General features: G+C 62.0%; 16 protein-coding genes. 11 read left to right on the top strand and 5 right to left on the bottom strand.

Features of this window, described 5'->3' with window-relative positions:
* Positions 1-237: 237 nt before the first annotated feature.
* Together hutX and ACIQUH_RS23650 are read right to left on the bottom strand one after the other, a co-directional pair.
* Positions 238-762: a heme utilization cystosolic carrier protein HutX gene (hutX, locus tag ACIQUH_RS23655; protein WP_400819657.1), complete on the bottom strand. Its 525-nt coding sequence runs from the start codon at positions 760-762 to the stop codon at positions 238-240.
* 9 nt (positions 763-771) lie between these two features.
* Positions 772-1,119, bottom strand: a complete 348-nt coding sequence (locus ACIQUH_RS23650; protein WP_003522597.1) for an antibiotic biosynthesis monooxygenase — start codon at positions 1,117-1,119, stop codon at positions 772-774.
* Positions 1,120-1,306: 187 nt separating this feature from the next.
* Here ACIQUH_RS23650 and ACIQUH_RS23645 point away from each other — a divergent pair, with 187 nt between their 5' ends.
* From ACIQUH_RS23645 to ACIQUH_RS23635, 3 genes are read left to right on the top strand one after another with little or no spacing between them, the layout of a single operon-like run.
* On the top strand, positions 1,307-2,200 hold the full coding sequence (locus ACIQUH_RS23645) for a hemin ABC transporter substrate-binding protein (protein WP_400819654.1): 894 nt from the start codon (positions 1,307-1,309) through the stop codon (positions 2,198-2,200).
* A complete protein-coding gene (locus ACIQUH_RS23640; protein ID WP_400819652.1) occupies positions 2,197-3,285 on the top strand; it encodes a FecCD family ABC transporter permease in 1,089 nt (362 codons plus the stop codon). The genes ACIQUH_RS23645 and ACIQUH_RS23640 overlap by 4 nt, the downstream gene beginning before the upstream one ends.
* Complete coding sequence (locus tag ACIQUH_RS23635; RefSeq protein WP_400819650.1) at positions 3,282-4,064, top strand: heme ABC transporter ATP-binding protein; 783 nt, start codon at positions 3,282-3,284, stop codon at positions 4,062-4,064. The genes ACIQUH_RS23640 and ACIQUH_RS23635 overlap by 4 nt, the downstream gene beginning before the upstream one ends.
* A 16-nt stretch (positions 4,065-4,080) precedes the next feature.
* On the opposite strand, the gene ACIQUH_RS23630 is transcribed toward ACIQUH_RS23635, so the two are convergent.
* The gene (locus ACIQUH_RS23630; RefSeq protein WP_400819669.1) at positions 4,081-4,437 is read right to left on the bottom strand and encodes a YbaN family protein; all 357 of its coding nucleotides are present in this window, start codon (positions 4,435-4,437) and stop codon (positions 4,081-4,083) included.
* A 281-nt stretch (positions 4,438-4,718) separates the two neighbouring features.
* Between ACIQUH_RS23630 and ACIQUH_RS23625 the strand changes: the two genes are divergently transcribed.
* The 5 genes from ACIQUH_RS23625 to ACIQUH_RS23605 all read left to right on the top strand — a co-directional run bounded on the left by ACIQUH_RS23625 (position 4,719) and on the right by ACIQUH_RS23605 (position 9,009).
* Positions 4,719-5,114 (top strand): VOC family protein, encoded by a 396-nt coding sequence (locus tag ACIQUH_RS23625; RefSeq protein WP_080815914.1) that lies wholly within the window; start codon positions 4,719-4,721, stop codon positions 5,112-5,114.
* Positions 5,115-5,132: 18 nt separating this feature from the next.
* Complete coding sequence (gene ung / locus ACIQUH_RS23620; RefSeq protein WP_400819647.1) at positions 5,133-5,846, top strand: uracil-DNA glycosylase; 714 nt, start codon at positions 5,133-5,135, stop codon at positions 5,844-5,846.
* 71 nt (positions 5,847-5,917) lie between these two features.
* A complete protein-coding gene (locus tag ACIQUH_RS23615) occupies positions 5,918-6,994 on the top strand; it encodes a siderophore-interacting protein (protein ID WP_400819645.1) in 1,077 nt (358 codons plus the stop codon).
* A 194-nt stretch (positions 6,995-7,188) separates the two neighbouring features.
* Positions 7,189-8,133 (top strand): VOC family protein, encoded by a 945-nt coding sequence (locus ACIQUH_RS23610; protein WP_400819643.1) that lies wholly within the window; start codon positions 7,189-7,191, stop codon positions 8,131-8,133.
* A 261-nt stretch (positions 8,134-8,394) separates the two neighbouring features.
* Positions 8,395-9,009 (top strand): alpha/beta hydrolase, encoded by a 615-nt coding sequence (locus ACIQUH_RS23605; RefSeq protein ID WP_400819641.1) that lies wholly within the window; start codon positions 8,395-8,397, stop codon positions 9,007-9,009.
* 197 nt (positions 9,010-9,206) lie between these two features.
* On the opposite strand, the gene ACIQUH_RS23600 is transcribed toward ACIQUH_RS23605, so the two are convergent.
* Complete coding sequence (locus ACIQUH_RS23600; RefSeq protein WP_400819638.1) at positions 9,207-9,791, bottom strand: transglycosylase SLT domain-containing protein; 585 nt, start codon at positions 9,789-9,791, stop codon at positions 9,207-9,209.
* Between the two features lie 665 nt (positions 9,792-10,456).
* Here ACIQUH_RS23600 and ACIQUH_RS23595 point away from each other — a divergent pair.
* Positions 10,457-10,990, top strand: coding sequence for a transglutaminase-like cysteine peptidase (locus tag ACIQUH_RS23595; RefSeq protein ID WP_400819635.1), 534 nt, complete (start codon positions 10,457-10,459; stop codon positions 10,988-10,990).
* A gap of 92 nt (positions 10,991-11,082) precedes the next feature.
* Here ACIQUH_RS23595 and ACIQUH_RS23590 read toward each other — a convergent pair whose 3' ends face one another.
* Complete coding sequence (locus ACIQUH_RS23590) at positions 11,083-11,970, bottom strand: DMT family transporter (protein ID WP_400819632.1); 888 nt, start codon at positions 11,968-11,970, stop codon at positions 11,083-11,085.
* 239 nt (positions 11,971-12,209) lie between these two features.
* Between ACIQUH_RS23590 and ACIQUH_RS23585 the strand changes: the two genes are divergently transcribed.
* Complete coding sequence (locus ACIQUH_RS23585) at positions 12,210-13,508, top strand: adenylosuccinate synthase (protein WP_046801505.1); 1,299 nt, start codon at positions 12,210-12,212, stop codon at positions 13,506-13,508.
* 70 nt (positions 13,509-13,578) lie between these two features.
* On the top strand, positions 13,579-15,876 hold the full coding sequence (locus ACIQUH_RS23580; protein WP_400819629.1) for a hypothetical protein: 2,298 nt from the start codon (positions 13,579-13,581) through the stop codon (positions 15,874-15,876).
* The last annotated feature ends 335 nt before the right edge of the window (positions 15,877-16,211 follow it).

Genomic DNA, 16,211 nt, shown 5'->3' with positions numbered 1-16,211 from the left:
CGCAAACTGCTCGTCATCGCAAACGCCATTCTCAGGGACAAAACCACATTCAAAACATCCTGAGAATAATATCCACCAATACAGTTGCCAGCCGACGCGCGTCTGCGCGGCGGGGAAGAGTCCTTTCAGCCCAAGACTTGGGCTGGCTGGATTCCTGTGACGAGCACAGGAATGAGGAGAGAGGGGAGGCCGCATCGCCCAAGGGAACAAGTCCCTGCCCGCGGCCTCCCCAGGGTCTCAGCCGCGAAAACCGTCCCGCAGCGCTTCGAACTTCGCCAGTTGTTCCGCCAGCAATTCCTTGTTCTCGTCGCGGCGGACGAAAATCTTGAACATGGCGCCGCCGGCGGCATTCATGAACCAGACGGAACAGGAACGGCGGCCGTGGAAGCCGCGGTCGACGAAGGTGATGCCGGCGCAATTGTCCTTCTTGATGTGACCGCCGATGGGGCTGTCGCCGTGGATGTTGAACCAGCCGTGGCTTTCGCTACCTTCCGGCAGGTGGCCCGGCACTTCCAGCACGATATCGCCGGTCTGCACGATCATCAGGACTTCGCCCCAGCCGCGCATCTCGTTCCAGATGGCGTCGAAGCGGTCGGCTGCGGCGGAAACGGCCGCACCTTCGGGCAGGATCGCCAGAATTTCGGCCGGCGTCACCTCGGCCTTGGCGGCGATGGCCTCCACGATGCCATCAGGCTTTTCGGCGAGCGCAGCGGCGGCGCGGGCCTGCCTGTCGTCGTCGGTCTTTTGGGCTGCAATGCTCATCTGATGGCCTCAGGCGGCAATCGAACGGCGTTCGCCATTCTTGTCTTCATGGATGATGACGTCGAAGCCTTCGAAATGCGGGCCGGAGAGATATTCCACCTTGCCACGGTTTTCGCCGGCCTTGGCGTGGGCGGCGCGGAACTGTTCGGATTTCGTCCAGGCAAGGAAATCGTCCTTGGTCGCCCAGACGGTGTGCGAGGCATAAAGCGTGTGGTCGTCCGCCTTCGGGCCTTTCAGCATGTGAAATTCGATGTAACCCGGCAATTCGCTGAGGTGCGATTTGCGCTCGCGCCAGATGGATTCGAAGGTTTCCTCATAACCCGGCACGACGCGAAAGCGGTTCATTGCGATAAACATGAAATTCTCCCTTTAAGTTTCCAGTTTCAGTCAGGATATCCAGCCGCAGGGAGGTTGGGAAGGGGTTCACGACAAAGCGAACAAATTTACTCCACTTATCGATTGCGCGGCTCATAAACATGTGTAAAGAACTCAAGATTAAATGACGCCGGCAAAGCTGTGCTGGGTCGTGTTTCAGGATAGCGCCATGTTGAATTCCCGCCTTCGCACCTTCGTTTTCGCCGCCCTCGTGCCCGCGGCCATCGCCTTTGCCGCACCGGCCGCCATGGCTTCGGACAAGGGTAATCCGGAGGCGAAACGCATCGTCGCGGTGGGCGGCACGGTGACGGAAATCCTCTATGCGCTGGGCGCGGGAGACCGCATCGTGGCGCGTGACAGCACCAGCAGCTATCCGGCAGAGGCGCTTGCCAAGCCTGACATCGGTTACATGCGGGCGCTGTCGTCCGAAGGCATCCTGTCGCAGAAGCCCGATCTCATCCTCTCCGAGGACGGATCCGGCCCGGCCGATGTCATCGCCATCTTGAAGGCAAGTGCCGTGCCTTTCGTCACCGTCGATACGCCGCCGAGCGGCGACGCCATCCCCAAAAAGATCGAGGATGTCGGCGCGGCCGTGGGTCTTTCGGACAAGGCGAAGGCGCTGGCCGCCGAGACCAAAGCCGGGCTCGATGCGCTCGCCAAGGATGTTTCGGCCGTCCCGGAAAAGGGCCGGAAGCGGGTTCTCTTCGTGCTTTCCACCGCCGGCGGCCGCATCATGGCGGCGGGTAAGGACACCGAGGCGGCTGCGATCATCGAAATGGCGGGCGGTATCAATGCGGCTCAGGAGATCAATGGTTACAAGCCGCTGACGGATGAGGCGGTCATTGCCGCAGCACCCGATCTGGTGCTGACCATGGCGCGCGGCGACCATGCCGCCAAGGCGGAAGAGATCTTCGCGCTGCCGGCCTTCCAGTCCACGCCTGCCGCCGCGGAGAAGGCGCTCATCAGCATGGATGGGCTTTATCTCATCGGTTTCGGCCCGCGCACGCCCGCTGCGGGCCGCGAGCTGGCAGCCAAGCTCTATCCAGACGTGGTGAAGCCGTGAGCCTTGCCGTCTTGAGTTCGGCCGAAGGCAGGGTTGCGGGCGACAGATCCCGTCAGGGGGTCGTCACCCTCGCCGTGCTCGTCGGCATCCTGCTGTTTGCCTGTGGTGTGTCGCTTGTCAGCGGACCCACGGGCGTCGGCATGTCCGAACTCTGGACCTATCTCACCGGTGGGGCGGATCAGCTCGATGCGCGTGACAGGATCATTCTCGAGGCGGTTCGCCTGCCGCGCACGGCGCTCGGCATGTTGATCGGCGCGGGGCTTGCCGTTTCAGGGGCGATGATGCAGGGCCTGTTCCGCAATCCGCTGGCCGATCCCGGCATTGTCGGCGTCACCTCGGGTGCGGCGCTGTTTGCGGTCGCGGCCATTTCTCTCGGAGAAGGCGCGTTTGCCACCGTCGCCGTGTTTTTCGGCCCGCATTTCCTGCCGCTGATGGCGTTTTTCGGCGGGCTGCTGAACACCTGGGTGCTTTACCTGATCGCGACGAAGGACGGCGCCACCTCCACCACCACGCTCATTCTGGCCGGCATTGCTGTGGCGGCGATCAGCGCTGCGCTGACGGGGCTGATGATTTTCATGGCCGATGACCGGGCGCTGCGCGACATCACCTTCTGGTCGCTCGGTTCGCTCGGCGGGGCGACCCCCGCCAAGGTGCTCGCCACCTTGCCTTTCATCATCGTCGTGCTGGCCATCATTCCCTTCGTTGCCCGCGGGCTGGATGCGCTGATTCTGGGCGATGCCGCGGCCTTTCACATGGGCATCCCGGTGCAGCGGCTGAAGCGGATCGTCATTCTGGCCGTTGCCGCCGCCTGCGGGGCAAGCGTGGCGGCGGCCGGTTCCATCGGCTTTGTCGGCATCGTCGTGCCACATCTGCTGCGGCTCGCCATCGGCCCTTCGCACCGCTTCCTGCTGCCCGCCTCCGCCCTTGGCGGGGCGGCGCTGCTGCTTCTGGCCGACAGTTTCGCCCGCACCGTGGCCGCGCCGGCGGAACTGCCGATCGGCGTCGTCACGGCGCTTATCGGCGCGCCGGTTTTCCTGTTCCTGCTGTTGGGACGCGGCGGTTTTTCCATGCGGAACATGTCATGATCCGGGCCGAAAACCTCACCCTCATCCGCTCCGGTCGCCGGCTGCTCGATACCGTTAGCGTCGATCTGAAACCCGGCAAGGTCAATGTCATCATCGGCCCCAACGGTGCCGGCAAATCCACGCTGATGAAGGTTCTCTCGGGCGAGATGCGGGTGGAAAGCGGTTCGGTGACCTATAACGATGTCGACCTGCCGGCCTTTACGCCGGTCCAGCTCGCCCGTCTCAGGGCCGTGCTGCCGCAGAGCACCCAGCTTGCTTTCCCCTTCACCGCGCTCGAAATCGTGCGCATGGGGGCTGTCGCACAAGGGTCTCGCGCGCCGGAAGAGCAGGCCCGCCGGGCGCTCGCCAAGGCCGGGCTGCGCGGTTTCGAGCAGCGGTCCTACAACATGCTCTCCGGCGGCGAACAGCAGCGGGTGCAGTTTGCCCGGGCGCTGGCGCAGGTGCCGAATCCGATGGAAAATGGTGAGGCGCGGGCGCTCTTTCTCGACGAGCCCACCGCAAGTCTCGATATCGGCCACCAGATCGCCGTGCTGGAAACGGCGCGCGACTTTGCAAGCGGCGGCGGTCTGGTGCTCGCCATCCTGCACGATCTCAACCTTGCGGCGGAATTTGCCGATCAACTTATCGTCATGCATGGCGGCCGGGTGACGGCGAGCGGTCCCTCGCTGGAAACGATCAGCGACGAGACGATTGCAAGGGTCTATGGCATTGGCGGTGTCGTCGGCCGGCTGCCGGCGCGGCATATTCCTTACGTGCTGCCGCAGTCGCGCCACCGCTAAGGGCCTGTATTTCGTTTCAGCTTTCCGGCCGGGTGACGATGAAGAGCGCAGAGCCGAGCATGACGGCGGCGACGATGGCCGCGCGCAGCGGCGGCGGCTCGCTCAGGAACCAGAAAGCGGCGTAGCTGACGGACATGGCCGAAAGCGCCGCGATCTTGGCCTTGCGGGCGATTGCGCCGCGTTCGCGCCAGCGCCGCAAAGAAGGGCCGAATCTGGGGTGGGCCAGCAGCCATGCCTCAAGTTTTGGCGAAGAGCGGGAAAAACACCAGAGCGCCAGAAGCAGGAACGGCGTGGTGGGCAAAACGGGAAGAAACGCGCCGACAATGCCGGTCGCGACCATAAGCCAGCCAAGACAGAGATAAAGAAGGCGCATGCATAAGCCGGTATCATGAGTTCCCCACTCATGATAGAGCGGCGATGCGAAATCTGTGAGCCCTGTTGCCGCAGGCTCCTGTCGCAGCACCTTACCGCAGAGCCTTGCCACACGGGGCGAAGCGAAGGTTTTCTCCATCACATTTATCGTGATCGGGGCTTCGCCCGTCGGTCGGGGCGCCTTTAGGGTTGAAAGCGAGGCACGCAGTCTTTATCCCCTTGGACCGCGATGCCCGGAGCATAACCGGGCCGTCAAAGGTTAAGAAGAAGAAGGAAAACACCATGGCCAAGCTGATCCACTCGATGGTCCGGGTGCTGGACGAAAAGCGTTCGGTGGAATTTTACAGGCAGGCTTTCGGGCTCGAGGTTGCGGAACGCGCCGAGTTCGAAAACTTCACGCTGATCTATCTCAGCAATGCCGAAGGCGATTTCGAGCTGGAACTGACCGTCAACCGGGGTCGCGAAGTGCCCTATGCGCTGGGTGACGGCTATGGTCACCTTGCGGTCAGCGTGGCCGATGTGGATGGCGAGCACCAGCGCTTCACCGAGATCGGCCTTTCCCCCGGAAAGATCATCGAAGCCGATTATAAGGGCCAGCCTTTCGCGAAATACTTTTTCATCTGCGATCCGGATGGTTACAAGATCGAAGTGCTGCAACGCGGCAACCGGTTCAAATAAACTCTGATGGAGGCAGGCATGGCAGAGGCAGGCGTCAAACTCGAGGATAGTTGGAAACGTGTTCTTTCCGGCGAATTCGCCAGCCCCTACATGCTCAAGCTGAAAGAGTTCCTGCTTGCCGAAAAGACCGCCGGCAAGCGCATCTTCCCGAAGGGCGCGGAATATTTCCGGGCGCTGGATCTCACGCCTCTCGATGAGGTCAAGGTCGTCATTTTAGGGCAGGACCCCTATCACGGGCTTGGCCAGGCGCATGGCCTGTGCTTTTCCGTCCAGCCCGGCGTGCGCATTCCGCCCTCGCTCGTCAATATCTACAAGGAATTGCAGAGCGACCTCGGCATTCGCCCGGTGGCTCACGGTTTTCTGGAAAGCTGGGCGAAACAGGGCGTGCTTCTGCTCAACAGCGTGCTGACGGTTGAAGAATCCCGCGCCGCCTCGCATCAGGGGCAGGGCTGGGAAAGGTTCACCGACGCCGTCATCCGCGCCGTCAATGATGAATGCGATCATGTCGTCTTCCTGCTCTGGGGTTCCTATGCCCAGAAGAAGGCGGCCTTCGTGGACCAGCGCAAGCATCTGGTGCTGCGCTCGCCGCACCCGTCCCCGCTTTCGGCCCATAACGGCTTTTTCGGCAATGGCCATTTTTCCAAGGCAAACGCCTTTCTCGCCTCCCACGGACGCCAGCCGATCGACTGGCAGTTGCCGGAAACGGTGGGAAGCGACAAAAACCTTCTCTAGATACTCATAAAATACCTTTACGCTTTGCGGTTGTCGGGATTAAAGATAACCGGACTATAAAGTGAAGGATTATGCCCGTGTCTCTCCTGTCTGCCGAAACTTCCGTCTCGCTGCCCGATCCGCTGTCGATCGTCGATGCTTTCGAGGATCATTTTTCCGAGCATATGGAGATGGAACGCGAAGGTGCTACGGTGCGGTTCAAGACGGAATACGGCCATGGCAGCTTCAGCGCCGAGGGCGGCCGTTTCGCGGCAAGCGTCAGCTGCATTTCCGAACATATATTGATGTCGGTAAAGGCCATGGTGGCCGAGCATATCGTTGAATTCTCCGGCGAGACGGGGCTGGATTTCCGTTGGAGCGGCCATGGCGCGCAACAGCGTGAACTGCCCAATCTTTTCGTCGGCAAGGTTGCCCGCGCCTATAATCTGACGCCGCATATGCGCCGGCTGGTGGTATCCGTCGAAAGCGGCATCGAAAGGCTGCTCTCCGGCGGCATGCATGTGCGGCTGCTTCTGGTGCCGGATCAGGCCCGTGCGCCGGTCTGGCCTTATCTTGCGCCCACCGGGGCGATCGTCTGGCCGGCGGGCGATGATCTTCTGACACGGCGCGTCTATACCATCCGCTCCGGCGATATCGCGCGCGGTGAAGTCGATATCGACTTCGTCATGCATGAGGGCGACCACATGCCGGGCGCGACCTTCGGTGCGACGGCAAAGCCCGGCGATGTTCTCGGCATCATCGGCCCGAGCGGTGTCTGCCCGGAAGCAGAGCGTTATGTCTTCGCCGGTGACGAGACCGCGCTGCCGGTGATGCTGCGCATGGCGGCCGAAATGCCGGCCGGGAAAAAGCTCAGCGTTTATGCCGAAATCGACGACGAAGCCGAGCGGCAGGAGATCGCCTGCGCGGCCGATGTGGAATGGACATGGCTTTATCGTCGTGGCAAGCCCGCCGGCACCGCCGGCCTGATCGAAAAGGCGCTGCGCGATCATTCCTGGAGCGCGGATCATCAAGGCCTGCATGTCCTTGTCGCCTGCGAAAAATCCGAGGCGAGGGCGGCAAAATCCTTCCTCACCGACGAGATCGCCCTGCCGAAGGCCGCGCTGCGCGCCGTCGGTTACTGGACCATGGGCGTCGCCGACGATCATTGAGCCGAGGATCACTGAGCCGACGATTCTTGAGATTGCCTTGCCGGGCTGATTGAACAGTAAACTTTATCGTTCATCATTCGGGAACAATCCGTTCCCGTTGCCCACTCTATGCCTGAGAGCGCTCTTACCCCATCTTTACGCCATGAAGAGGGCAGGCCCCAATGCGAGGCCCGCCAGGCGAAAAGGGGTTTATCATGCTCAACCAGATCAAGGGCCTGCACCACGTCACCTCGATGGCGGCGAGCGCGCGCCAGAACAACAGTTTTTTCACCGATACACTTGGCCTGCGCCGGGTGAAGAAGACGGTCAATTTCGACGCACCTGACGTCTATCATCTCTATTATGGCGATGAGATCGGCACGCCCGGCTCCGTCATGACCTATTTTCCGTTCCCGCATATCGCCCGTGGCCGTCCCGGCACCGGCGAAGTGGGCACGACGCTGTTTTCCGTTCCCGAGGGATCGCTCGGCTACTGGCAGGAGCGTCTTTCGAAGGCCGGGGTGGATGGCCTGAAGGCCGATGAAGCCTTCGGCAACAAGCGCCTGCATTTCGCGGGTCCCGATGGTGACGGTTTTGCGCTGGTCGAGGTCAGGGACGACAACCGTGCGCAATGGATCGGCAATGGCGTCGGCGCGGATCAGGCGATCCATGGTTTTCAGGGCGCGTCGCTGCGTCTTCGCGATGAAGGTGCGACGGCCGAGCTTTTGAAATTCATGGGCTATCAGGAAGTGGATCGTCAGGATGGCGTGCTGCGCCTCGGTATTCCCGGCGGCAACGGCGCCGACTTTATCGACATCGAAACCATGCCGAATATTTCTGGCGCGCGGCTGGGTGCGGGGTCGGTGCACCACATCGCCTTTGCGGTCGAAAACCGCGAAAAGCAGCTGGAGGTGCGCAAGGCGCTGATGGAGACCGGCTATCAGGTGACGCCGGTGATCGACCGCGATTATTTCTGGGCGATCTATTTCCGCACTCCGGGCGGCGTGCTGTTCGAAGTGGCCACCAACGAACCCGGTTTCGACCGCGACGAGGACACCGCCCATCTCGGCGAGGCGCTGAAGCTGCCGACCCAGCACGCGCATCTGCGCTCCGTGCTGGAGGAACATCTGGAGCCGCTGGGGGATGAGAAGGCGGTCTAACCTCTCGATAGCGTTTGGCAGGACATTGCCGCGCATTTCTTCTCCCCGTCCGGGGAGAAGGTGGCCCGAAGGGTCGGATGAGGGGGCAACGTCAACGATAGACCGCGCCCTTGCCCCCTCATCGCCTCGCTGCGCTCCGGCACTTCTCCCCGGCGGGGAGAAGAAACAAGCCGCATCCGTTTGCTCCATCTGATCGCTCCGCCTGGCCGAAGAGGCCGTGCGGAAGTCGCTGAACCTCCTCCTTTCAGAAAGGATCGTCCCATGACCAAGGACAGTTATTTCCACAAATCCCGCGCAGGTGCTGCCGGTGCACCGCTCTTCGTTTTGCTGCATGGCACTGGCGGCGATGAGAACCAGTTCTTCGATTTCGGCGCGCGTCTGTTGCCGCAGGCCACCATTCTCTCGCCGGTCGGCGATGTTTCCGAACACGGCGCGGCGCGTTTCTTCCGGCGCACGGGAGAGGGCGTCTACGACATGGCCGATCTTCAAAGGGCGACCGTCAAGATGGCGGATTTCATCAAGGCGAACCGGGAGCATTATCAGGCGGGTCCGGTCATCGGCCTCGGCTTTTCCAATGGTGCGAATATTCTTGCCAATGTGCTGATCGAACAGCCGGAGCTTTTCGACGCCGCGGTGCTGATGCATCCGCTCATCCCGTTCGAGCCGAAAATCTCCCCTGCCAAGGCCTCGCGCCGGGTGCTGATCACCGCCGGCGAGCGCGATCCGATCTGCCCGGTGCCGCTGACGACGGCGCTGGAACGGAGCCTTAAGGCGCAGGGCGGCACGGTGGAAACCGTGTGGCACCCGGGCGGGCATGAAATCCGCTCCGGCGAGATCGATGCGGTCAGGGGGTTTCTGGCGGCTTATGGGGAATAGGCGTGTGGCTGCACAGGCGTTCTCCGTCTGGCGCGACCATTCCGGCACCATGCCGCTCCCGACAAAACGTCATCCTCGGGCTTGACCCGAGGATCCACCGCCCGGCGTGACCATGGATCCTCGGGTCAAGCCCGAGGATGACGGAGGAGGTTTGCTACTCCGCCCCTTGTTCTCAAGTGAACTTGTCCAGTCTCGCCTCAGCGATATCCGCATTGCTGCAGCTGCGCCTCGTAACGCAGGGCCATGTTGGCGGAGCGGCGCGCGGCCTTCTGGACGGCGGAATTGTTGCGCCAGCTGCCCTTCGCATAACCGGCATGGCCGGAATAATAGGCGAGGTAGAGATTATAGGGGTCGTTCAGCGAAATGCCGTTTTCGCGCCGGCTCTTGGCGTGATACCAGCCGACGAAGTGGATGGCATCGGTGAAATCGGTGCGGCTTGCCGACCAGCGACCGGTTTCACGCTGGTAGACGCTCCATGTGCCGTCCAGCGCCTGGGCATAACCATAAGCGCTGGACTGGCGCGTCCAGGGAATGAAGCCGAGAAGCTTGGTGCGCGGCGGGCGCGCATAGGGGCGGAAGGCGGATTCGGTATAGATCGTCGCCATCATGACAGGCACGGGCACGCCGAATTCGCGCTCGGCCGCTTTCGCATCGCGCCGCCAATTGTTGAAGATGCCGTTCCGCTGCTCGAAAATCGCACAGGCATTGGTCACCTGCGACGGTGCGGTGGCGCAGCCGGCCAGGACGAGCATCAGGAAAACAACGGCAGATACGCCACGCATAACGGAACCCTTTCGTTCCGCTATTCTTAAATTGCTAACCATTAACGTCGGGTTTTAAGACAAGGTTAATTCAAATGCCGCCGATCGGCCGGCCGTTAACCCGCTGAAAATTCCTGTGTCCGGGATGGGGCGAAACAGCCTTCCTGACGCCTTTTTTCAAGATGTATTTATCCCCGCGCGTCCACGGTCCCGCCGGCCCGGCTATACTTGGCCCATCCCGGTCATCAGGCGTGCGCGCGGCGCAGGATGGGCGGGGCAGGCGGCCGAAACCGGGGAGTTTCCCGATGTCACGGTCAAGGCAGCCGGCATATGCCCATCCTCCAAACAGGAACCGGTTTGGCGGGCGGGTCATATGTTTCAAGCCGGGGCCGCATCGTCTGCAAACCCTGCAATACCCTTCAATACCCCCCGCAGCGATGCGGCCCCTTCCTTGCTTCCCAACGTCGCCGCGGAATTCGCGGTGACGGTATCGGCGCATATTCGAAAAAAAGCGTCCGCTGTACAAAAATGAAAACCGATAAAATTGTAGCAATCGGCTTAAAGCCGCCGAAAACAGTGCTGTGCCATTGTGGGATCACAGACGGGGAGCGGCCCTTGAAAAGAGACGCTCCACAAAACAGAAATCGAGACCGGCATAAGCCGGCGGATCGCAAACGGGGTATGAAATGCTGAAGAAGATTATTGCTGCCGCCATCTGCGGAATTGCCGTTGCTTCCATGTCCAACCATGCCGATGCGGCCGGCGCTGCCGGTTTTGCCCGTGGTTTCGCCGCCGCCGAGAAATCCGCCGTCACCCAGATCGGTGTTTCCGCGCCGGGCGGTTTCGATGGTTGCGTTCTTGCCGCCGGCCAATGCGTTTCGACCATCGCCGCGCCGCTGACGGTCGAGCGCCGTGAGGAACTGCTGCGCGTCAACCGCGACGTGAACGCCACCATGGGCGCGCTCGACGATTATTTTTCCGGTTTTGCGACCGATCTTCCGGCAACGCCATCGTTGAGCCTTGGCGATTGCGGTGACTGCGCCGCCATCAAGCGCACGGCCCTTGCCGGCGCCGGCTGGTCTTCGAGCGCGCTGCGCCTTGCCTTTTCGCTGAACAATGACGGATCGCTCGAAAAAGTGCTGATCGTTACCACCGACAAGGGCGATATCGTTCTCGGCAATGCCGTCTTTTCTCCGGCCAAGCGCGAAACCGCGCTCTGACCTTTCGTTCGAGCATCGGAAAGATTTTTTCGACCCGATACTCCATTCTTTCATGCCTGCCAGACTGCGCCGGTTTTCCTGACCCTATTGGTTCAGGAGGCCGGCGATTTTTTTCGTTCTGCCACGGCAATGCCGGCCAGCGCCATGACGAGTGCCATGATCTGGTAGGTATGCAGGGTTTCGCTGAGGACGACAACGGACAGCAATGTCCCGAAGACGGGCACGAGGTTGATGAAGAGGCCGGCGCGGTTGGCGCCGATCTGCTCCACGCCCTTGATGTAGAGGATCTGCGCGATGAGCGACGCAAAAATCGCGGCATAGACCACCAGTACCCAGCCCGTCTGATCCGGCCAGACGACGCTGTCGCGGGAAATCTCCCAGAAGACCAGCGGCACCGAGGTGAGGAGAGCGAAAAAGGCGGGGATGGCCATCAGCGTGCGCCAGTCGACGGCGGGTTTCCAGCGCAGGATGACGGTATAGATGGCGTAGACCAGCACGGCGAGCAGCATGACGGCGTCGCCGACATTCATTTCCAGCTGCAGCAGCGAGAGAGGATCGCCATGCGAGGCAAGCAGCGCCACGCCTGCGATGGTGAGGCAGAAGCCGGCGATCTGGCCGAACAGCACGCGGGTGCGGAACAGGATGAAGTTCAGAACGAAGATGACCATGGGAATGCCGGCCTGGATGACGGCGGCATTGATGGCCGAGGTGTGCTGCAGGGCCGTGTAGAGAAACACGTTGAAGGCGGTATAACCGACGCTGCCGAGCACGAAGAAATAGGGCAGGCGCTTTTTCACCACCGGCCAGTCCCTGATGAGCTGCGGCACGGAAATGGCGAAGATGATGGCGACGGCGAGGACCCAGCGCAGGAAGGTGAAGGCCATGGGGCTGATGTGGCCGACGGCGAGCTTGCCGGCGACAGTGTTGCCGCCCCAGCAGAGCGTGGCGATGATGAGGGCGATATAGGCTTTCGAAGGCACGCTGATGTTTCGCTTCTGCAAGGGGCGGGAAAATGGAGAGGGGTGAGCGGCGGCCTTGCACCCGCGCCTGGCCCCACGGGGCGAGATAATGCGGGAAATCCGCGCCTTGTCACGGAAAAAGCAAAATTCTCCATAAGAAACAGGGTCGCTTTCCGTAAAACAACACAGTATACATTCGCGGGTTTGGGTTTCCCATCGGGTTATCGGGCGCGCAAGCGCCATGAGCAGGAAAGCAAGAAATGACGAATGTTGTGGTGGTCGGCTCGCAATGGGGCGACGAAGGCAAAGGCAAGATTGTCGACTGGCTGTCCGAGCGGGCAGATGTCGTCGTGCGGTATCAGGGCGGCCATAATGCCGGCCATACGCTTGTCATCGATGGCATCAGCTACAAGCTTTCGCTTCTGCCGTCCGGCGTCGTGCGTCCCGGCAAGCTCGCCGTCATCGGCAATGGCGTCGTGGTCGATCCGCATGCGCTGATCGCCGAAATCGGCCGTCTGGAAGCGCAGGGCGTCAAGGTCACGCCGGAAAACCTGCGCATCGCCGACAATGCCACGCTTATTCTTTCGCTGCACCGCGAGCTGGACGGCATGCGCGAAGACGCCGCCTCCAACAGCGGCACCAAGATCGGCACCACCCGTCGCGGCATCGGCCCGGCTTACGAAGACAAGGTTGGCCGCCGCGCCATCCGCGTCATGGATCTGGCCGACATGGAGGCGCTTTCCGCCAAGGTTGACCGTATCCTCACGCATCATAATGCCCTTCGCCGTGGTTTCGGCGCAACCGAAGTCTCGCATGAAACGATCATGGAAGAGCTGGGCTCGATTGCCGAGCGCATCCTGCCCTTCAGCGAAACCGTATGGCTGCTGCTCGACAAGAAGCGCCGCGCTGGCGCGCGCATCCTGTTTGAGGGTGCTCAAGGCTCGCTGCTCGATATTGACCACGGCACCTACCCTTACGTGACCTCTTCCAACACGGTTGCCGGCCAGGCCGCTGCCGGTTCTGGCATGGGTCCGGGTTCGCTGGGTTACATTCTCGGCATCACCAAGGCTTATACCACCCGCGTCGGCGAAGGTCCGTTCCCGACCGAGCTGAATGACGAGATCGGCCAGTTCCTGGGCGAAAAGGGTCATGAATTCGGTACCGTCACCGGCCGCAAGCGCCGCTGCGGCTGGTTCGATGCCGCACTGGTGCGCCAGTCGGTCGCCACCAACGGTATTACCGGCATCGCACTCACCAAGCTTGACGTGCTTGATGGTCTCGACGAGCTGAAAATCTGCGTCGGCTACAAGCTTGACGGGCAGGAAATTGACCATCTTCCGGCCAGCCAGGGCGCGCAGGCGCGTGTCGAGCCGATCTACATCACGCTGGAAGGCTGGAAGGAATCTACCGTCGGTGCCCGAAAATGGGCGGATTTGCCTGCTCAGGCAATCAAGTATGTCCGTCAGGTCGAGGAATTGATCGGGGCGCCTGTCGCACTTCTGTCGACAAGTCCGGAGCGTGACGACACCATACTTGTGACTGATCCGTTTGAGGATTAATGTCCTCGGCGATCTAGATTCATAAACCATATCGGGCCGGTACGTCGCCGGTCACGACGAGAAAGTGCTTATGGCGGATTTTGTAGCAGTCATTCGCAAGGCCGTGGATGGCTTGGCGAACAATACTCCCGAAAACCGGGCGAAGGTTTACGACAAGGCGCGCAGTGCGGTTGTGCGCCAACTCGAGAATATGAAGCCACGTCCGCCGGAAGAATTGTTGCGCCGGCAGATCGCCAAGCTGGACGCCGCCATTGCCGAGGTGGACAGCGAATATGCCGAGGCGCTTCCGGCGCTGGAGGATGATGACGCTGTCTCGCCTGCCGCGGAAGAGACGGCGGCATCCTATTACCAGCAGGATGCTGCCGACGAAGACGAGGCCCGCGCCGCCGAGCCGGCAGAGCATGCCGACCGGGAAGAGGAGCGGCACGAGCCGGCCTACGAAGAGCCCGCACCCCCTGAACCCGCACAATCGGAGCCGGCTTACGCAGAAGCCGCCGAAGAGGAAGAGCCCCGGCATACTGATACCGTTGCCGATGACGCGCAGCGTCACGGTCAACACGAGCCGGAAGAGCTTTATGATGCGCCGGAAACGGTTCATGCCGCTCCGGCCCCGGCACACGCCTCCGACGAAACCGTCGGCACCTATTTCACACGGGCGGATGAGGAGCCGGCTCACCAGCAGGAGCCTGAAGCGGCACCCGGTGCTGCCGATGATTCCGTTCCCTCCCATTGGGCGCAGCCGGTGGATGAGGACGACTGGCGCAAGCTCGATGAAGCGCAGGACGAGGATGTGCGTCCGGCCGCCGAGGAATATGAAGAGGTTCGCAACGAGACCGACGAACGTCCGCTCGTTGCCGGTTATGCCGCGCAGCATTATCAGGAACCGGACGTAAGTTTCGAGCCCGCCCCTTATGAAAAGGATGAGCGGCGCGAGGCGGATGACCATTTGGGCCCCGCCGCCGTGGAGCATGCTCCGGTGTTTGGCGGTCGGCACGATTTTGACGACCATCACCGGACGGAAGAGCAGGCGCCGAAAAAGGCGGCCGTGGTCGAGGATTTCTCGTCCTATTTCCAGGATGCGGATATTGCCATTCCCGCCAAGGACGCGCCGGCGCTGCCGCGTGCGGATAACGATCCCTTCGGCGATCAGGCCGCGGCAAAGGACAATAAGGAACGGACGCCCTGGGACGATCTTGACGAGCTGATCGGTTATGACGGCGCGTCGTCCTCCACCCGTCAGGCTTCGGACGACACGAATGGTATCGGCGCTGTGGCCGCGACGCCCGCCTATATGGTCAAGAAGAAGCCGCGCCGCAATTATGCGTCGCTGGTGCTGGCCCTTGTCGGCGTGGCGCTGCTTGCCGGCGGCGGTTATGCCGTGTGGATGAACCGCGATGCGCTGAACGACATGGTCGGCGGGCTGGTCAGTTCCGCGCAGAACGGCGGCAATGGCCAGACGGCTTCGAACGGTACGGGTGAGGCGCAGACCTCGACACCGCCGGCGACCCAGCAGCCGCCCGCCACGGGGCAGCAGCCGACAACCCCGACCAACCATCAGACGCCGACCCATGGCGATGACGGCTCCGTCACCGGCACCAAATTTACCCAGAGGCTTCTGGCCGACGGCACCGAGCGTGACGAGGGACCGGCAACCGGATCGAACGGTCAGCCGGTGACGGCCGAAGGCCAGTCGGTCTATGAGCAGAATGTCGCGCCGCCGCCTGCGGGCGAGGCTCCGGCCAATAATGCCGGTGCGCCCGCCGGAACCCCGGCCGGCACGCCGCCGGCGCAGCAGCCTGCCGCTGCCGCCACCGGCGACCGCATGTTCCTTTATGAAGAAGTGCTGGGCCAGACGGTTCCGACCGCCATTCAGGGCAGCGTTTCCTGGTCGCTGCAGCAGGAAAATGACGGTGACGGCAAGCCTTCGCCCACCGTGCAGGGCCAGATCACCGTTCCCGGCCGTGGTCTCAGCGCGCTGATCACCTTCAAGCGCAATACCGATCCGTCGCTGCCGGCCAGCCATCTGATCGAGATCGTCTTCTCGGTTTCGCCCGGCTTCGAAGGCGGCGCTATCGACAGCGTCCAGCGCATCGCGATGAAGAGCACGGAGCAGGATCGCGGCAACGCCCTGATCGCGGTTCCGGCCAAGATCACCGACGATTTCCACATGATCGCGCTCAACGACTTCCCGGATGCGATGAAGACCAATCTGGAGCTTCTGAAGAGCCGCAACTGGATCGATATTCCGGTGTCCTACCGCAACGGCCGGCGTGCGCTGCTGACCCTGCAAAAGGGCAATGACGGCATCGCCGCCTTCGACAAGGCGCTCAGCGAATGGGCGGCGGCAACGCCGGCGACCGGGCAGTGATGATTTAAGGGCGGCTCAGGGCCGCCCTTATCATTTTAACACAGCAGGTGCCGGGCTTATTGAACGGCTGCGGCGGTGTCTTTGCTTTGTCGGGTGATGGGTTTTGGGGATGTTGGTGGCTCACCCCCCCCCTCTGCCCTGCCGGGCATCTCCCCCACAGGTGGGGAGATCGACTCGCGGCAAGGTTTCGCCTTTCTTGACAGTCGAGATAGTGCAACGCGGGCGCGTCTTGCCAATCTCCCTCCTTGTGGGGGACATGCCCGGCAGGGCAGAGGGGGGTAAGCCGCTTACTCCGAAGCGAGGATATTCTCCCTACCGCTTTTCCTCCAGCACGA

Origin of the sequence: Agrobacterium sp. NPDC090283, from assembly GCF_044769685.1 — a bacterium.
Lineage (GTDB): Bacteria > Pseudomonadota > Alphaproteobacteria > Rhizobiales > Rhizobiaceae > Agrobacterium.
Note: the sequence above shows the minus strand (reverse complement) of the source record. Positions and strands in the feature narration are given on the sequence as shown.